Raw genomic sequence first — 16,680 nt, forward strand, 5'->3', positions numbered from 1 at the left:
TTTCTTAAACACTTACCGTTTCTCGAAGTTTTTTAGCAGCAACTGCCATGACTTTTAATTTTTCAAAAGCAATTTCATCACTATTCATTGGTCGTTGTGCAAAGGTACCAAAACCACAATCTGGATTTAAAAAGATTTCAGCATCAGGCAGAATCGCCCTTACTTCTTCTACCCGTGCGACAATATCGTCAACAGATTCAAGCGTAACTGTTCTTGGATTTATTACACCAAATCCTAATGATTTTCTGCCAATGCTCTTAATCGCATCAAGTTCACCTGCTCTTGGTGTTGCAAATTCAAGAGCTAACTGGTCTACATTTGCCTGTTCAAGATAAGGTATTAATGGAAAATACGGACCACGAAGTAAAATTTCATCGTCAGTACTCCAATTCCCACGGCAAATATGAATGCCAATGGTGGTACCTCTTCCTAACATTCCATCGGTAACTTGATTAATTAAATCTAAAGCAAACGATAACTCCTCTTCTGCATCCGCTTTTGCAGTCAGCGCACCGCACATGAAGGTTCTGTTTGCATTCTTTTGCGTAAACACCACTTCTGTTAAGACAGGCTCATCAAATTGTACAAAATCTACTCCTGCAGCAATGAGGTCTTCCAACTCTTCACGCAGTACCTTGACAATATCAACAGCCAAATCCTCTTTTGTCGGGTATGCATCAACTGATAGTCCTTCCACCCACATCGACCTCGTTAACAGATAAGGACCGGGTAACGTCACTTTAATCGCTTTGTCAGTATGTTGTTTTAAAAATAAAAAGTCGTTTAATGCCAGCGGTTTCTTGCGGCTAATCTTGCCTATTGCAGCCGGATTAGACATTGAAAAAGCCGGAACATCTAATGTTCCTAGAATTTCTTCAAAACTCGATTTATCTTCTACATAATCTAGTAATTCAGAAACACTTAACATGCGAACATTATTCAAATGTTCAGCGACAAAGGAAATATAATTATCTCTCCGCTGCTCACCATCAGAAACAATATCAATGCCTGCTTCTTCCTGCCATTTCAAACATTGTAATACAGCTTGATTGGCAACGTTTTGAAATTCTTCTTCACACATTCGACCTGCCCGTAAATCTCTCATGGCCCGTAGTACTTCTTTCGAACGCGGCCAACTGCCAATGACGGTGGTAGGAAACTTCGGTAACATCATATTGACCTCCTCAATAGACAATCATAAATTCTATTCTAATCTTGACTGATTGTTTGATAGTTTGATAGATAGGAGATCTTTCGAGCGTATTTTCCCACAGTTTTTCTAAATCATCTTCTGAATGTGGTGAAGAGACGTAAAAACTCCCTTTTATCTCTTGAATTCTCGGACTGCCTTCATCTTCTATTTCCAGGTGGTATAAAACATTTTCTAACCCTGCTTTAATAGACACCTCTAATTGGTCGATTTCAATCTTTCTTCTTGAGGCCTGTGCCTTAAAGCCAACCGTTAAATCTGAGGCAAGCGCACCTAGCAGGTAATCGATTGCACTTGGTGCTTCTACTTTTGAACCAAAATCGGCAGGTTGACCGACCACAAACGTGTGGTTTCGTGAATGAACTTTTGCCTTTAATGCTTTTTCAGCCTTCACACGGACGTTCCATTTATATCCTTTTGCAGCTTCTAAGTCCGCCTCTAATTCTTCTTGTTTTCCGCCTTTTCGTATGAAATATCTCGTTGTCCCATCACCCGGCTCCGAATTTAGAAATTCATGATTAACCATCCGGCACCAAGCAGGTAAATCATCTGCAACCGTGCGCTCACGGCTGCGAACCTCGAGGATTTCTCCTGCTAATAAAGGATCCATTGCTTTTTTAATAATAAGCAATAGACCAGAACCGCAATCTAAATCTCCACCATCACAAACTCTTTTTGGGTTCTCCACAATAATCACCTAATTCCACAGCGAAATATCAAACTTGCTTTCATTATTAATAGGTTATAGACGCAGCGCCTTGCGTTAAGAATTCAACAACTTTTGCTCCGCCCACAATCGTAGCACCTTCAATTAAATCTTCTTCGGTTAAATTACGCTTTTTGTAACAAGGGCTGCATACCCAAACGCTACCACCAGCTTCTATGAATTGGTCCATAAGTTGTTTTAACGGTGCAAATCCTTCTTCATGAATATCATCAGCATAGCCTTTAGAGCCTAAGTAAGCGCCTTCAACATTTAAAAAGACAACCGTTTCTTGACCTGATGCAACAGCCGCATTGGCTACAACAAAACCCACGGTCGCTTTATCCTGATCGTTTTTTGCATTTGTTAAACTTACTAAGAATTTTGCAGACATTATAGTTCCTCCTAATAATCTATTAATATTTAAAAGGCTATTTCAGCCTTTTTTAATAAAGTAATGACTAATTTTCCCATTATCCTCCCGCTGCAATAAATGGTGCTTTTGCAATCGACACCATGCCGGAATATCCTCTCGTGCACCAGGGTCATAGGAGATGACTTCAATGATTTCTCCACTATTCATCTTTTTCATTGTTAGAAACAAATTCATAATTAACTCTCCGCAGCCTGTTGGACCCGCATCATATGTCAATAGTGGTATATATGGCTGTCCCATTTTTTTCTTTCCCTTCCAACTATATTAAACTATTTGCTTTTTTAACCTTCTAATTTATTATAGATTGGTTATTTTTCCTATATACACTTTTAATATCGATTATATAAATCAGATTCAATCTATTTTATCAATACAAATACCAAAAAGCTGATTACACCAGCAAAAAAAGGACTACTCCCTATTTATAGGAAGTAGCCCTTAATTGTGAACACTTTTTTACAATTACGAGGAAGCCTCCTTTTACTTTTTTACAGCATCCTTTTCTCGATTAATTCCCGCCCCCTAGAATCAAGTTTTCAGTATTCTTCTCCTTCCACGATTTTTGCAAAGTCATTCAGTGTAGTTGAATACTTCACATAAATCCGTGGCAAAAGGTAAAGCTCGTCCTTAACCCCCTTTTTAGAAGAGGCCTCAGTTTTTTTCTTTCTCTGGCCGTGCCCATAGATATTGTAATTCAGTATAATCTTCGCATAAATTAATTAAAGATATCCCGTTTACTAATCATAGATGTGGCAAATCGCCACATTACCTTTGGTTTGGTCAGCCATTGAATTTTTGCATCATTGGCTTTATTTTCGAGCACCTTCACAGCAAGGAATTTCGTCACGGGTTCAACCTTGTCGCCCAAGATGTTGAAGATTTTCCGGTTGTGTTCATCAAGCGATTTTCGTAGAAAATCTGTAGCGACCATTCCTGGACTTAACGTCCCCACTTTTATATTTGTCTGCTTGGCCTCAATCGCCAAAGAGCGGGTAAAATAGCTGACGGCACTTTTTGATGTCCCATAAAGGGTCATCTTTTCACGCATCATTCCATTGCTGCCGAAGCCCTCCATGTTAAAAATTTGGCCGGAACCTTGTTTTAGCATTTGATTAAAGGCAACATGGCAGCCATTCATAACACCTTTAAGATTCGTGCGGATCACTTTATCGTACTCCTCTTCGGCCATTTCCCAAAAATACTTTCGCTCCTGATCAACTCCTGCATTATTAATCCATATATCAACAGTTCCAAAATGTTTTTCAGCATAATTCCACAATTGTTCCAATTCGTCCCGTTTATCGGCTCTTGCCGCAAATCCTTCAACAGTATCAAGATTCATTTCTCTTAGGTTTTGCAATGCTCGCTCGACACTTTCCTGGGATTGTCCGTTTATCGTTACCTTGCATCCCGCCAGTAAAAATTCCCTTGCCAGTCCATAACCAATTCCTCTTGTACTTCCCGTGATGACAACATGCTTCATACTCATGCCAACTCCATTTCCATGAAAAAATCAATTATCTTCATTATAAAATTATTTTCATAGGAAATATGCTGGTGAAAGTGATAATTGTTTAGATTTTGTGAAAATTACTCTCAGTCATTTATTACCTATCTATGCGCTCCGAGACTTGATAATATTTGCATTTCCGGCTCATATAACCTTTCTATGCGCCCCATTGAATTATTAAATCTGTGGTCCGGGCTCATATAACCTTTAGATCAGAATGATATCATGTACCCATTTTTTATTTTCCGATAATAATTGGGCTTATATATCAGAATCAAAATGTTCTTTCCCTCGTCAGTATAAATGAGGTGAAAATAAAATGAAAAAATTCAAACGGTTCTTGCAGGCTGTCCTTTGTACATTGTTGATTGGGTCGGTATTTTATTTTGGTCAGGAGAACACATTCGCTAAGGACAATTATATTGTTATAAAGAAAGGAGATACCTTATATAGCATTTCGAAAAAATACCATATTTCCGTTGAAGATTTAAAGGAATACAACCAACTAACTAGCAACAAGATTATTGCTGGCCAAAAGTTATTGATTCCGGATTTTGAACAAACCAAACCATTATATGTTGTCATCGCTGGTTCATTTAGCAAGAAAACGAATGCGGATAAGCGAGTTGCTTTTTTGAAAAAGGAGGGAATTGACGCGATCGTCGTTAAAAGTTCCGTTAATGGTAAAAACCTCTATCGAGTTCAAGCTGGTGCTTTTTCCAAAAAATCCAATGCAGAGAAAATGAAAAAGAAGGTAAAGGATATCGGAATAAAAGATGCTTTTCTTATGAAAAAACCGACTCATTAGGAAGAAGAGATCGGGCCATTGTTATAAGAACAATGGAAGGATTCTATAAAAACCTATAAACCATCCTAATCCGGAGTTCATAGAAAACTCTTGAAGATTAATAAAGCACCTTCCGATTATTGCGGAAGGTGCCAATTTCTTTAGTCATTTAGTTTACTATCCGAGTCATGAAAAGCGAATAAAGAATCACCCATCCTTCTTCTCTTCTTTTACTTTAAGGATTTCTACCTTCGCCCCGTACTCGATTCGAATGGTCTTTCTTGCTTCCACTGGAGTTCTTGCACTAACAGACTTGATTTGCTTTTCTCCGTTTATTTGCATTTCAACAAGAAAGCATCTTGCTCCACATCTCAAAGCGATTCCTCCCTTGCACAGAAACAGAAACTTGTTTGTTCTCTAACATCACCAAACCGGTTAATCATTCCAAATTTCCGTATTACCTTTTATGTAATAACACAAGACCCTAATCTTACTAAGGTGTTTCTCTATAAATAGAAATACAAGAAAAAGCCAGGCATCTCCCATTTTCCGGAGATGCCTGGTACAACGATTATTGCCTTTGCAGTTTTTCAATTTCTGTTTCAATATTATAAACTCGTTTGTTTAATGCATTTGTTTTAATATCTGTATATTGAATCATTTTCTCGGTATAATCACCCAAACTTTGTATCAAATTCTTTTGCAATTTTTCTTGTCCGATTTTAATATCCCGTACATCTGACTGCAATTGGTTTAGAGTAACTTCTAAACCTTTTTGACCCTTTTCTAAATTCATTTGCCGCTCTTCTAAATTTTTCTGGCCTGCTTCTAAATTTTTCTGGCCTGCTTCTAAATTTTTCTGGCCTGCTTCTAAATTCCCAATTTTGCCGTTCATTTTTTGTAGCTCTTTGAGGATTAGTTTGATTTCCTGTTCCATTTCAACACCCCCAGTGATTTTTTAAATTGTGAAACCGCCTCGAAACCGAACATACTTTCTTATATCTAATTATATCAAATAGGCGTCCGCCTGTCATGTGGAAATATAGGCAATTAGCACGATACTTCAAACGATGCTGTATAACGTATACTCGCAATCAGATTTTTTTGAAAAACCGAAAAAAATGGGGACAGTCCCTCGGTACGTTAAAGCGTTAATCTACCGGGGACTGTTCGTAAGATTTAAATAATCTTTCGAAAAAATTACAACTTAAAACAAACGGGATAAGACATCTCCCCGCTTTAATGACACGACAATGTTTGATATCTATCCAATTCATCGGACATAAAATCATCGTCACTGCTGCATACTATTTTTAGTAAATATTATAATGAATTGAGGTTTTTGAAAATGGATGAAATGAGAACTACAAATCAAGTAGAAGAAGTAAACAAACATCTAAAAGAGATTCCCAAGGAAATCGAAGCCAGAAGTATTGAAAATCAGCCTCAAACCGGTAAAAACGAGAAAGCTATCGAGCCATTTTAAACCCATAATGCCTAAAGGAACTGATGTAGCTAGAATAATAATAAAAACAGAGTATGGGAATTTCCCCATACTCTGTTTTTCATTGAGGCTCTAATAATTGAATAATAAACTGCCAATCACTTCTATTATAAAAATAGTGGCACAGACCCTGGTATGGATTTGTGCTTTTAAAAGTTGTGGTGCAGAAGGAGTTGAAATACTATGTTATGCCTGTTCTGCCTCGTTTGCAGGGTTATATCTTGATGACTAGTGCATAGAAAAATTATTCAAAACTTCCCTAAAAAACTAAACTAAGAATGATTTGTCTAATATGTAAGAAACTAATGAAATGACAATTATTTATAAGGAGTTTGATACTGTATGGACCAATTTCAGAGATATGAGTTAAAGCCAATAAATCATCAAACCGACGAGTACGAAATAGTTATTCATTTAGCTGATCATTTATCTGAGTTTGCTAATGAGTTAGGCACGTTACCTAAAGAAAGAAAAGATGTAGTCGCTTTTGCAAAACAGATCGTCAGAGAACGTTACCCCAATATAAAGGTAACAATGGTAAAGGTCATCATTGGCGGAATGGCTGTTACGTCTCTACCGTTAATGGGTGGGAATGAGTCTTCTGCACAAGCAGCTACTTCATCAGCCTCCACTACTCAAGTGTCACAAGATGGCTCGATATACTACCATGTAGCTTCCGGCGATACCCTTTATAGTGTATCAAGGAAATTTAATACAACTGTCGATCAAATCAAACGAGCAAACAAGCTAACGTCCGATATCTTACAACTTAATCAGCGGCTTATTATCCCGAAAGCCTTTCATACCGTAGGAACCGGTGACTATTTAACGGTTCTTGCTAAAAAATACGATACGACGGTTATGGCTATTAAGGAGGCCAACGGCTTAACAAGTGATAGTACACGTCTTGGACAAGAGTTAATCATCCCCGTTCTTATGGGCGGACAAACGAGCCAGCTTGCTCCTGCACCTGTACCTGCTCCTGCCACTCAACCTCAACCCGCAACACAAACAAGCATTTATACTGTTGTTGCAGGAGATACGCTATATGGGACTGCAAAACGCTTTGGAACGACAGTAGGAGCATTACGAGCAGCAAATAATCTAACATCAGATATATTAAGAGTTGGGCAAACCTTAACCATCCCCGTGAGTAATCAAACAACAGCACCGACTTCTGTACCAGCCTCTCCCGCGCCTGCTGTAAATAATAAAACACATACAGTTGCATCAGGAGAGAATTTATGGCAGCTCGCGAATCGGTATGGAACCACGGTCGATGATCTAAAGAGAGCAAATCAATTAGCGTCTGATGTCTTACATATTGGACAAACATTAATCATTCCAACGGCAGGTACAGGAACAGTTCAGCCTGCTCCCGAGCAAGTGACACAGGAAGAAAGAAAGACGTTTGACTATGCTGTTAAGTCAGGCGACAGTTTATCATTAATTGCAAACCGTTTTAAGGTAACGGTGGATGCGATTCGGTCGGGGAGCCGTTTAACTTCTGACTTTTTGCAGGTTGGTCAAGTATTAACTATACCTAATGGGTTACACGCACCTGCTCAAACTGGAACGAATACCATCACCTACACCACTCATACAGTAGTATCGGGCGATAATATTTGGAATTTAAGTGTTAAATACGGTATTCCTCAAACAGAGCTTTTAAGAGTGAATAATCTAACGATGAATTCCATGCTTTCAATTGGTCAAAAGTTAACCATTCCTGTCCACAACATCGCTGTCAAAGAAGTTGCGGGGGAAAAATACGGGGAGTATTTAGATTGGTTTACTGAAGCACAGTATGTGTTTCCAATTGGGACCAAAGCAAAAGTGACCGATTTTGCAACAGGAAAAAGCTTTTATATTGAAAGAACGATTGGAGCGAATCATGCCGATTCCGAAACACTTACAATCGACGATACCAATATCGCAAAGTCCATATGGGGCGGCTTTTCCTGGATACCAAGAGCTGTGATCGTGGAGGTTGATGGCAGAAAACTTGCCGCTAGCATGACTTTTTATCCTCACGAACAAGACACGATTGCAAATAACGGCATCACTGGTCATTTCGACGTGTACTTTGGGGACAGCATCAGACATGTTGACGGTAAGAAAGACCCTGCACACCAAGCTCAAGTCGAAAGAGCAGCAGGCCTTCGTTAATGAAAAAGAGCTCCTTAACATTTGGAGCTCTACTTAAGTAACGTGCGTTTATTACAAAAGTCTTAATTGCTCAAATGCTTTACGAGGTTAAACGGATTACAAAAAAAAACTTAGCAGGAGGAAAATGTTTGATCAGGTTATCTAAATTACTATTTAAAAATCCTGGCTATTTTCGATATGGTTTTTTTATGATCTTAATCGTTAGTTCTATTTTGCATTACACAATCCTTAAAGATAATGGGGTTTATTTATTCTATTCGCTGGCAGCTATTTTTGGGGGCATTGGCTTTTATCATAAACCTTTTTGGTTTTTATTACTTCTTAACCTTGTTGTGGTTACCTGCAGGTATGTTCAGATTCCTGAACAGTCTCAGACCATTTTAGGATTTCTCATTCATTTTTGTAACTATGCTTTATCGGTTTTAATATCGGCTTTCCTTATGAAAAGTTTTATTAGGGTGGACAAACATAATTTAGAATTAACCAAAACTTTATCAAATGTACTTGACTATAGGGATACATATACCCAGCATCATTCCGAAAATGTAGCTAAGTATGCCATCGAAATCGCAAAAAAGATGAAATTACCGAAAGAGGTATGTGAAGATATTTATATCGGTGGGTTATTACATGACATTGGGAAGATTGGGATTCCCGAAGACATTTTAAAGAAACCAGGTAAATTAACTAATGAAGAATTTGAAGTAATCAAAACTCACCCTACAATCGGGTACGAAATGATTAAACACGTTGCAAACTTTAATCGCAATGGAGTCTTAGATATTGTTTTATACCATCATGAAAGATACGATGGGAAGGGGTATCCTCAAGGACTGAAAGGTGAAAATATCCCTTTAGTCGCCCGAATAGTAGGAATTGCGGATGCATTTGATGCCATGACTTCAAAACGTATTTATAGAGACCAAGTAAATGTAGACTATGCTTTGAATGAAATACGTTTTCATAAGGGCAAACAGTTTGACCCGGAATTAGTCGATATTTTTTTGACTTTATTTGAAACAGTGGAAACCGATAATAAAATGCAATTTCGTTTTGCCTCCTTAAAGTAAGAAATTTTTATCCAATCAAGTGTAGATCCTTGATAGCTAAAGTCACGTGGAGCAAGGGATTGCTGCCCTTTTTTTTACAGATTCTTAAGTACACTACTTGATGTAGACGAAAAAAGAAAGGCAGAGCGGACCACCTTTCCTAACACCACCTATTTTTTCAACTATACAAATAGCGTTTTACAAAAAACGAGTAACTAAGTTAACAATCACCGGGCCAATCAGAACGATAAATAATGTCGGAAAGATAAAAAGAACCATTGGAATCAGCATCTTTACCGGCGCTTTCATCGCTTTTTCTTTCGCGGAGAAGCGTTGTTTTTCTCTAATCCGCTGTGTTTGAGCTCTTAGCACCTTACTCATTCCAATTCCCATTTGGTCGGCCTGGATGATCGAGTTCATGACACTTTTGAAGAATTCTGATGGGACGCGGTCCCTTAATTCCACAAAGGCTTGTCTTCTTGATTTTCCGAGTTTCATATCCTCTAGAGCAGATAAAAACTCTTTTGATAACGGAGTATCCATTTGGCTGCAAACCTTTTTTAAAGCTCCGTCCAACCCCATCCCCGCTTCAATCGACACATTTAACAAATCAAAAAAATCCGGCATCGCTTTATCGATTTCCTTTGTCCGCAGCTTGCTCTTGGCAGCCAGATAATAATTGGTATAGCTATAAGAAAAAATAGCTGCGATACCGGCCAAAACAACAACTTTCCCCTTTTCTTCAGCGGATGGAAGAAATAAAACAATAAACAGTAAAAACAGCAGCACAGGCATAAGGATTTGCAGAAGAAGAAAATCCCCTGGAGATAAGCCGAATGGCTGACCCGCTGCTTGCAGTTTTTTTTCGACTTGAGCCATTTTATGCTTTGGCATCTTTCCTGCTGCAAATAAACGCAATTTCCCCATTATGGGTTGAACCATGCGAACATAAAGCGATTTACTAGTCAGGTCTTCTACCTGCCCCTGCCCACGCTGCTCAGATAAAGAGGAACGGTATGGAAGAATTCTTCGTTCCATCATCATTTTATTGGAAAACAATCTATTAAACAGAAGAAAACCTATACTAGTAAAAAATAAAAAAGCGAAAACACATAATAAAAGGATGGTCATGGTTACACCTCAATCGTTACAACCTTTTGAATAAAAATCCAGCCTAGTAAGCCTGATAAGACGCCCCCGCCTAAAAGAAACCAGCCTAACGGATGGGATAACATCGGACTAAAATAATCATGATTTAGCAAATTTAAGATAATTCCTAAAAAGACCGGTAATAACGTGATCACTAAGGCAGACATCCTCCCCTGAGAAGTAAGTGCCTTCAATTCATCCTTCATTCGGACTCTTTCAGAGATTGTCTCATGAATTGTTTCCAGAATTTGTGCAAGATTGCCTCCCGTTGTTCGCTGAATTAAAACAGCTGTTACGACAATTTCCAAATCCCGATTAGGCAGCCGCTGCAACAGATTTTCAAAAGCCGTTTCATGAGAGATACCTAAATTCATTTCCTTTAGCGTCCTTTGAAATTCAATACCGATCGGGTCGGGAATTTCTTTTGCTACCGTCTGCATGGCCTGCAAAAAACTGAAGCCGGATTTCATGGCGTTGGCCATGGTTTCCAGTGCCTGCGGCAGCTGTTCGGAACTAGCTGAAATTCGCTTTTCCCTTTTCCTTTTGAGGTAAAAAGAGGGTAATTTCCAGCCGATCAATCCAATCAAAACAGCAAAAAAGGTTTCGATACCTGAAAGTAAAGCGACCAAAATAACCGCGCCAAACAAGGCAATCCGAATCGTAATAAACTCCTCTACCTTTAACGGAATGCCGGCACTTTGCAGCTCCCTTTCAATCTTTTTTCGTTGATTTTCAGTTGGTTTGATGTATTTTGAAAGATTTTCAATGACATATTTTATCGTAACTTTATTAGTAGAGGCCGCTGGTTCTGCCTTTGCTGCCGCTTCTATTCGCCGTGCCTCTTTGGGAATAAATCTTTCCATTCTTTTTTTAAGCCTTTGTTTTTTGTTCACAAAAAACAATCCGCATAAGGCAAAGCTTATTGTAGATAGAAAAAAAACAATAATGGCCATGATCATCACACCTCAGCAAACCATTCTGCAGGCAATTCAATCCCGTATTGTTCCAATTTCTCAGAACAATATGGCCGAATGCCGGTTGAAACATGCTTGCCAATAATTTTTCCATCGGCTGTTGTCTCTGTTTGGTTAAAGGTAAAGAGATCCTGCAGGACGATGGTGTCACCCTCCATCCCAATTACCTCTGTAATATTGACTACTTTTCGGCTGCCATCCTTTAACCTAGATTGTTGAATAATAATATCAACGGCCCCTGCCATTTGTTCCCTGATAGCCCGGATCGGTAAATCCATACCTGCCATCAAGACCATTGTCTCTAAACGTGACAGCATTTCCCGTGGGGAATTGGAGTGCCCGGTTGCCAGGGAGCCATCATGTCCGGTATTCATCGCTTGAAGCATGTCTAGTGCCTCGCCGCTTCGGACCTCACCAATGACAATGCGATCGGGTCTCATACGGAGCGAGTTTTTGACCAGATCCCTAATCGTGATAGCCCCTTTTCCTTCAATATTCGGCGGACGAGTCTCGAGGGAGACAACATGGTCCTGCAATAATTGAAGCTCGGCTGCATCCTCTATCGTCACAATCCTTTCATCATGAGGAATAAACGACGATAATACATTCAGCAAACTAGTTTTACCGCTTCCTGTTCCCCCACTGATAAAAATATTCAGCCTTGCCTTTACACATCCATCAAGAAATTCCGCCATTTCTTTCGATAGAGAACCAAACCGAATCAGATCTTCGATTTGTAGGCGGTTTTGTGGGAATTTCCGGATCGTAATCGAAGGACCCACTAGGGATAATGGCGGGATAATCGCATTGACCCTCGACCCATCCGGAAGACGGGCATCGACCATGGGACTGCTTTCGTCGATTCTCCTGCCTAAAGGCGAGACAATTTTTTCAATGACCTGTAGGACGTGATGATCATCGCGGAAGCAGGAATCACTCAATATTAATTTTCCTCTTTTCTCCACATAAATCTGAAAGGCTCCATTTACCATAATCTCAGAAACGTCCGGATCATTTAATAAGGCGGTAATTGGACCATAGCCGACGAGTTCATCGGATACCGTTTTGATTAACTCTATTTTTCCTTCATAGGTTAACCGGTCACTTTTATCGTTTAAAAATTTCATCGATTCTTTTTCAATAAACTCCAGCTGCTTTTCATCTGAAAGCTCTGGTCTTTTTTTCAATTCCGTAATTAAATGTTGTTGTAGAGCTACTTTTAACTCAGATTCCTGCGGCCTGTTCCCCCCCTTTTTGGGGGTATTTGGAACAGCCCTCAATCCGGTTTGCGTTTGTTGGGAGAGATTTTTTTCATTCAGACGTTTTAATAATGACATGTAAAAATCCCCCTATTTTTTCATTTTTGTAAAGAAGAAGAATACTCCTTTTTTCTTCTTCTCCTTTGTTACCCGATCCTTTTCGAGAGGAGCCTCTTTAATTAGCTGCTCCGATATTTTCATAATCGCTTTCGCCACTGAAGTTCTAGGCGCCATGGTCACAAACGGGATTCCTTTATTGACGGAGGAAATGACCGTCGGATAATCGCTTGGAATGCTGCCTTTCATCTTCATGCCTAAAACATCCTCGATTACGGTCTTGTCAATGCCATCAATGTTTGTATCTCTGTTTATAATGACGTTGATTTTTTCCTTTAGCCCCAGTAAGCTTAATGTTTCGATGGCTAGCTTACCGTTTTTCAAGGCTGGCAAATCCATGGAGGCAATGAGCAGGATAAAATCTGAGCTTTCTAGCGCAACTAAGCTAGTGTCTACAAAAACAGGCGGTGTATCAATAATAATAATGTCATACTCTTTTTTCATTGCTTCAATGAGATAGGCCACATGTTCACCTGTAATCATTTCGGCAAATTCCGGGAGAGCAGGAGCAGCTACTATATCAATGCCTGATTTATGTTTGGATAAAAAGTTTTCGTACGATTTATCTCCATTTTCAAAGGACTGTTTCACCCAGTCATAGATTGTTTGAACAGGCTGCAAATCAAAAAGAAGCGCCACATCGCCAAATTGAAGATCCAAATCAAGGACCGCTACTTTTAAATTGTTTTTATTGAAGGCGACAGCCATATTCACACTGATGGTGGTTTTACCAACCCCACCCTTAGTGCTGCACACGGTAATCACTTTGGCCGTCTTTTGGTTTTCCTTATTCTCTTGGTCGCCTTCAAGCTTTAATTTCACAAGCTGTTCTGCTTTTTGAATCGATTCCAGTACTTCTTCTTCATCTGATTCGATATCGACAACATCGATAGCACCTGAAAACATAGCCTTTTTATAGTCAATATCCTCTTTGTTCAGCAATAACATCACGGCAGTCACTGGAAATAAAAGAGATATCTCCTGGCATATTTGATAAGGATCATGGCTGGCATGCGGTCCAATGATGACAACTGCCCCCTTTGAGTCATCAAGAGCTGCCTTTAAATCAGAGAAAGTATCAAAAATCTTATTGCTTAGATGCTGTTCATCCAATACCATTTTGACGGCAGTGGAATACATCCTTTTTTCTGAAAAAATATAATGACTAAGTCTCATTGAGGCATCTGTCCCTTTTTTAATTGGTCCAAAGTCATATTAACAGGCTGTGGCGATGCTTGTTCCTTTCCGCCGCTCAGCATAAGCGTGACAACGCCTGCTTCTTTTGCAAAAGCAAGAGCAGTACCCTCTACTGGAGTTACTTCAAGTGTGACCATTTGGTAGGGCTCTTGGTTTTCATTTTCTTTTTCCGTCACCGTTGACCCAGTCGCTAACACCTTTACATGTTGAAGAAGAATTTGGGCTGTTGAGCTTTCCCCTGCCGGCACCGGTGAAATAAAGATAACATCGACATAAGAGCCAGGTTTGACAAAGCCGGAAACACTTTGAACCTCCGTGACCGCAATCGATAAGGCTCTTTTTCCAGAAGCGATCCCTAATCCTGTATCATCTACAGCCTCTTCTATCGGTTTTGAATCGTTCTTTTCTTGTTTAGTCGTATTGGCTAGTTCCGCCTGTTTATTATTTCCTTGAGCAGATGTTGCCACATAGAAGAAAATGGACATCAGCAAGCCAAATACAATGGCTAACATCCATATTTTTTTTGTATTCATTTCCATCCCCTGTCTTTAGCGAATAAGTTTATAACTATAAGTTCCATACCCAGTCTGATTACCGGATGGTTCCCCAGTATAGGTTCGTTCAATAAACCTGCCTGTTACGACTGCTCCCTCACTTGTGGAAGACACACTTTCTAGAAAGAACGACCCAAAGCCAACAATCTTAACTTGTTTTATTTGATTTTGATCTGTTTGAACCGGCTGATAAATCGGAACAAGCACAACTCTCGTACAGCCTTTAGGATAATTCAGATAGGTGGCATTGGGACAAAGTGAAATGCGTTGATTAATAGCACGTGTGGTCGGACCAGCTAATTGTCCTGTTTGCGTGTTTAGAGTCGAGCCAACCTTCAGGTCAAATTGGTATCCGCTCTTTAAGTCCGTTTCATAGTCCTTTGCACCAGGACCCGTTAAGGCTATAGCACCGAAATTCCCATTCGCGGAATCGCTGACTTTTAACGTTTGAAGTGAGCCAAACATTAAATCGGTCGAAGGTTGCACCCCTAAAGGAATGGCACCTTTTCCTGATGCCAATGGCAGCAAGGCTACCTTTCCTTTGGCTTGGATGATTGGCTCTTCCAGGCCTAATGCCTTTGCAAAATAGAAGGTCCCTTTTTTACTGCCGGTTACTTCAATCACTGTGTTCGTTTCATTTGTATTAGTATAAAAATTGACCGGATTTTCATTGTTCAGTTGAATGGTCTTGGTAATCTCTTCTTTAGATTTGGAAATATAATTTGGAAGCTCCTGAGCACCCGCTAATGCCGATGCATCTACAATGTTTTGGAGCCTGCTCTTATCAAGATAAAGAGACCCGACATCAATTACCAAGGCCAGTAATGCGATAAACATCGTCATCGCTAATGCAACAATGACGCTGACAGAGCCCTTCTCATGTTTAAAAAAGTTCCTCATTATCATTCCACCCTCATCACGGTTTTAGCCTTTACCTTTAGAGGATCAGGCAAAAGCTCCTTCAAAATGGGAATGGAAAACGAAATGGGGTAGGACAAAGTCGCGGATACATACACTCCCCTAGTGCGATTAGAACTGGCTGGGGTAATCTCTACTAGAACTTGATTGGGATCAAGGGATGGAGCCGCATCTTTCGCCGTTTGAATGATCTTGGTATCCGTTTCACCTAAACTTGCGATTCTGGCCGCTTCACGGCTGGCATGATCAAGGGTAAGATAGGCATGAAAAATACGTCCGAAATCAATAATCGTAAACAAAATAATCATTAGTAAGGTTAAGGAAATGGCTAATTCAACGGTTGCCTGTCCCTTTTCAGATTTCATCACAGCAATTCCACTCCGTAAAAGCATACTGTTCCTAAAACAATCGCTACCCCATATGGGAACGCATGGTGGTATTCGTCTTTATTTAATCCGTCCAATGTTTTAAGCTGCGCTGAAAGAAAGATTCGTTTTAGGGAACTTATTAATTCTTTATTTTTGATTAGGATCAGAACGGAAATAATCCCGCCAATAATGGCCACATACAAAAATGACCCAAACACAAAACTGGCCCCTTTTAATGCGCCAATCGCCATTAAAAGCTTGACATCTCCAGCCGCCATTCCGCCTAATAAGTAAGGAATCACCAATAAAGCAAAGCCGGCTAATAAACCAAAGCCACTAAATTGGAATCCATTCCATCCATCTGAAACAGAATGAAAAATTAAGCCCAATATCATGGCAGGAAATGTGACCATGTTTAAGATTCTTCTGCTTTTAAGATCTGTAATAAATGAGATAACTAAGATGGAAAATAGGATAATACTCGTCAAAAGCTTCACCTCGAAAAAAATCCTACTTTCTAGGTTTGAAAAGAAAGTAGGATTTTAATATTGTTACACTCGGGAATTATTTATGATGGAAAGTAATTATTCAGCGGAAGTTGGTGTTGCGCCAAAAACATTATCTTTAACTGCTTTGATTTTAGCAACTAACGAGTCACCGAATGCTCCAAAAGCAGCAATTGCACCAATGGCAATGACTCCTAAAATTAGACCATATTCAGTCATACCTTGACCTTTTTCTTCTGTAATAAATTTCTTCATTTGGTTCATCATATT

General features: G+C 39.5%; 20 protein-coding genes. 4 read left to right on the forward strand and 16 right to left on the reverse strand.

The window, feature by feature from the left end; all coding sequences use genetic code 11:
* Positions 1-4 precede the first annotated feature (4 nt).
* The 5 genes from ACNQGS_RS08455 to ACNQGS_RS08475 all read right to left on the reverse strand — a co-directional run bounded on the left by ACNQGS_RS08455 (position 5) and on the right by ACNQGS_RS08475 (position 3,838).
* On the reverse strand, positions 5-1,171 hold the full coding sequence (locus ACNQGS_RS08455) for a vitamin-B12 independent methionine synthase (protein WP_491486950.1): 1,167 nt from the start codon (positions 1,169-1,171) through the stop codon (positions 5-7).
* Positions 1,172-1,184: 13 nt separating this feature from the next.
* Positions 1,185-1,898, reverse strand: coding sequence for a sulfurtransferase TusA family protein (locus ACNQGS_RS08460; RefSeq protein WP_491486951.1), 714 nt, complete (start codon positions 1,896-1,898; stop codon positions 1,185-1,187).
* A 46-nt stretch (positions 1,899-1,944) separates the two neighbouring features.
* On the reverse strand, positions 1,945-2,307 hold the full coding sequence (locus ACNQGS_RS08465; RefSeq protein ID WP_491486952.1) for a DsrE family protein: 363 nt from the start codon (positions 2,305-2,307) through the stop codon (positions 1,945-1,947).
* A gap of 42 nt (positions 2,308-2,349) precedes the next feature.
* Positions 2,350-2,589, reverse strand: a complete 240-nt coding sequence (locus tag ACNQGS_RS08470) for a sulfurtransferase TusA family protein (RefSeq protein ID WP_213145749.1) — start codon at positions 2,587-2,589, stop codon at positions 2,350-2,352.
* Between the two features lie 475 nt (positions 2,590-3,064).
* Positions 3,065-3,838 (reverse strand): SDR family oxidoreductase, encoded by a 774-nt coding sequence (locus ACNQGS_RS08475; RefSeq protein WP_491486953.1) that lies wholly within the window; start codon positions 3,836-3,838, stop codon positions 3,065-3,067.
* Between the two features lie 340 nt (positions 3,839-4,178).
* Here ACNQGS_RS08475 and ACNQGS_RS08480 point away from each other — a divergent pair, with 340 nt between their 5' ends.
* A complete protein-coding gene (locus tag ACNQGS_RS08480) occupies positions 4,179-4,667 on the forward strand; it encodes a LysM peptidoglycan-binding domain-containing protein (RefSeq protein WP_491486954.1) in 489 nt (162 codons plus the stop codon).
* A 186-nt stretch (positions 4,668-4,853) separates the two neighbouring features.
* Here the strand turns inward: ACNQGS_RS08480 and ACNQGS_RS08485 are convergent, their stop codons facing one another.
* Both ACNQGS_RS08485 and ACNQGS_RS08490 read right to left on the reverse strand, forming a co-directional pair.
* The gene (locus tag ACNQGS_RS08485) at positions 4,854-5,021 is read right to left on the reverse strand and encodes a hypothetical protein (RefSeq protein ID WP_491486955.1); all 168 of its coding nucleotides are present in this window, start codon (positions 5,019-5,021) and stop codon (positions 4,854-4,856) included.
* A 196-nt stretch (positions 5,022-5,217) separates the two neighbouring features.
* Complete coding sequence (locus tag ACNQGS_RS08490) at positions 5,218-5,583, reverse strand: hypothetical protein (protein WP_491486956.1); 366 nt, start codon at positions 5,581-5,583, stop codon at positions 5,218-5,220.
* A 411-nt stretch (positions 5,584-5,994) separates the two neighbouring features.
* Here ACNQGS_RS08490 and ACNQGS_RS08495 point away from each other — a divergent pair, with 411 nt between their 5' ends.
* The 3 genes from ACNQGS_RS08495 (at position 5,995) to ACNQGS_RS08505 (ending at position 9,389) form a co-directional block, all read left to right on the forward strand.
* Positions 5,995-6,132: a hypothetical protein gene (locus ACNQGS_RS08495; RefSeq protein WP_491486957.1), complete on the forward strand. Its 138-nt coding sequence runs from the start codon at positions 5,995-5,997 to the stop codon at positions 6,130-6,132.
* A gap of 360 nt (positions 6,133-6,492) precedes the next feature.
* Positions 6,493-8,319, forward strand: coding sequence for a muramidase family protein (locus ACNQGS_RS08500; protein WP_491486958.1), 1,827 nt, complete (start codon positions 6,493-6,495; stop codon positions 8,317-8,319).
* A 128-nt stretch (positions 8,320-8,447) separates the two neighbouring features.
* Positions 8,448-9,389 (forward strand): HD-GYP domain-containing protein, encoded by a 942-nt coding sequence (locus ACNQGS_RS08505; RefSeq protein ID WP_491486959.1) that lies wholly within the window; start codon positions 8,448-8,450, stop codon positions 9,387-9,389.
* 177 nt (positions 9,390-9,566) lie between these two features.
* On the opposite strand, the gene ACNQGS_RS08510 is transcribed toward ACNQGS_RS08505, so the two are convergent.
* The 9 genes from ACNQGS_RS08510 to ACNQGS_RS08550 form a co-directional block, all read right to left on the reverse strand.
* A complete protein-coding gene (locus ACNQGS_RS08510; protein WP_491486960.1) occupies positions 9,567-10,427 on the reverse strand; it encodes a type II secretion system F family protein in 861 nt (286 codons plus the stop codon).
* A 74-nt stretch (positions 10,428-10,501) separates the two neighbouring features.
* Positions 10,502-11,470 (reverse strand): type II secretion system F family protein, encoded by a 969-nt coding sequence (locus ACNQGS_RS08515; RefSeq protein WP_491486961.1) that lies wholly within the window; start codon positions 11,468-11,470, stop codon positions 10,502-10,504.
* Positions 11,471-11,475: 5 nt separating this feature from the next.
* The gene (locus ACNQGS_RS08520; RefSeq protein ID WP_491486962.1) at positions 11,476-12,828 is read right to left on the reverse strand and encodes a TadA family conjugal transfer-associated ATPase; all 1,353 of its coding nucleotides are present in this window, start codon (positions 12,826-12,828) and stop codon (positions 11,476-11,478) included.
* 12 nt (positions 12,829-12,840) lie between these two features.
* The gene (locus tag ACNQGS_RS08525) at positions 12,841-14,043 is read right to left on the reverse strand and encodes a CpaE/TadZ family protein (RefSeq protein ID WP_491486963.1); all 1,203 of its coding nucleotides are present in this window, start codon (positions 14,041-14,043) and stop codon (positions 12,841-12,843) included.
* On the reverse strand, positions 14,040-14,597 hold the full coding sequence (cpaB, locus tag ACNQGS_RS08530) for a Flp pilus assembly protein CpaB (protein WP_491486964.1): 558 nt from the start codon (positions 14,595-14,597) through the stop codon (positions 14,040-14,042). The genes ACNQGS_RS08525 and cpaB overlap by 4 nt, the downstream gene beginning before the upstream one ends.
* Positions 14,598-14,612: 15 nt before the next feature.
* The gene (locus ACNQGS_RS08535; protein WP_491486965.1) at positions 14,613-15,518 is read right to left on the reverse strand and encodes a pilus assembly protein TadG-related protein; all 906 of its coding nucleotides are present in this window, start codon (positions 15,516-15,518) and stop codon (positions 14,613-14,615) included.
* Positions 15,519-15,520: 2 nt separating this feature from the next.
* Positions 15,521-15,901 carry a TadE/TadG family type IV pilus assembly protein gene (locus tag ACNQGS_RS08540; RefSeq protein WP_491486966.1) on the reverse strand — a complete coding sequence of 127 codons (381 nt, stop codon included), beginning with the start codon at positions 15,899-15,901 and terminating at the stop codon, positions 15,521-15,523.
* Positions 15,901-16,401 carry an A24 family peptidase gene (locus ACNQGS_RS08545; RefSeq protein ID WP_491486967.1) on the reverse strand — a complete coding sequence of 167 codons (501 nt, stop codon included), beginning with the start codon at positions 16,399-16,401 and terminating at the stop codon, positions 15,901-15,903. Before ACNQGS_RS08545 ends, ACNQGS_RS08540 begins: the two co-directional genes overlap by 1 nt.
* An 87-nt stretch (positions 16,402-16,488) precedes the next feature.
* Positions 16,489-16,677 carry a Flp family type IVb pilin gene (locus tag ACNQGS_RS08550; RefSeq protein ID WP_491486968.1) on the reverse strand — a complete coding sequence of 63 codons (189 nt, stop codon included), beginning with the start codon at positions 16,675-16,677 and terminating at the stop codon, positions 16,489-16,491.
* Positions 16,678-16,680: the final 3 nt, after the last annotated feature.

It is taken from the genome of Neobacillus sp. PVCKKU3, from assembly GCF_058323225.1.

Excerpts from the sequence above, each read along its gene's own strand:
- ACNQGS_RS08455 (WP_491486950.1), bottom strand. The coding sequence starts at position 1,171 with ATGTTACCGAAGTTTCCTACCACCGTCATTGGCAGTTGGCCGCGTTCG.
- ACNQGS_RS08465 (WP_491486952.1), bottom strand. The coding sequence starts at position 2,307 with ATGTCTGCAAAATTCTTAGTAAGTTTAACAAATGCAAAAAACGATCAG.
- ACNQGS_RS08470 (WP_213145749.1), bottom strand. The coding sequence starts at position 2,589 with ATGGGACAGCCATATATACCACTATTGACATATGATGCGGGTCCAACA.
- ACNQGS_RS08475 (WP_491486953.1), bottom strand. The coding sequence starts at position 3,838 with ATGAGTATGAAGCATGTTGTCATCACGGGAAGTACAAGAGGAATTGGT.
- ACNQGS_RS08480 (WP_491486954.1), top strand. The coding sequence starts at position 4,179 with ATGAAAAAATTCAAACGGTTCTTGCAGGCTGTCCTTTGTACATTGTTG.
- ACNQGS_RS08490 (WP_491486956.1), bottom strand. The coding sequence starts at position 5,583 with ATGGAACAGGAAATCAAACTAATCCTCAAAGAGCTACAAAAAATGAAC.
- ACNQGS_RS08495 (WP_491486957.1), top strand. The coding sequence starts at position 5,995 with ATGGATGAAATGAGAACTACAAATCAAGTAGAAGAAGTAAACAAACAT.
- ACNQGS_RS08500 (WP_491486958.1), top strand. The coding sequence starts at position 6,493 with ATGGACCAATTTCAGAGATATGAGTTAAAGCCAATAAATCATCAAACC.
- ACNQGS_RS08515 (WP_491486961.1), bottom strand. The coding sequence starts at position 11,470 with ATGGCCATTATTGTTTTTTTTCTATCTACAATAAGCTTTGCCTTATGC.
- ACNQGS_RS08520 (WP_491486962.1), bottom strand. The coding sequence starts at position 12,828 with ATGTCATTATTAAAACGTCTGAATGAAAAAAATCTCTCCCAACAAACG.
- ACNQGS_RS08525 (WP_491486963.1), bottom strand. The coding sequence starts at position 14,043 with ATGAGACTTAGTCATTATATTTTTTCAGAAAAAAGGATGTATTCCACT.
- cpaB (WP_491486964.1), bottom strand. The coding sequence starts at position 14,597 with ATGAATACAAAAAAAATATGGATGTTAGCCATTGTATTTGGCTTGCTG.
- ACNQGS_RS08535 (WP_491486965.1), bottom strand. The coding sequence starts at position 15,518 with ATGAGGAACTTTTTTAAACATGAGAAGGGCTCTGTCAGCGTCATTGTT.
- ACNQGS_RS08540 (WP_491486966.1), bottom strand. The coding sequence starts at position 15,901 with ATGAAATCTGAAAAGGGACAGGCAACCGTTGAATTAGCCATTTCCTTA.
- ACNQGS_RS08550 (WP_491486968.1), bottom strand. The coding sequence starts at position 16,677 with ATGATGAACCAAATGAAGAAATTTATTACAGAAGAAAAAGGTCAAGGT.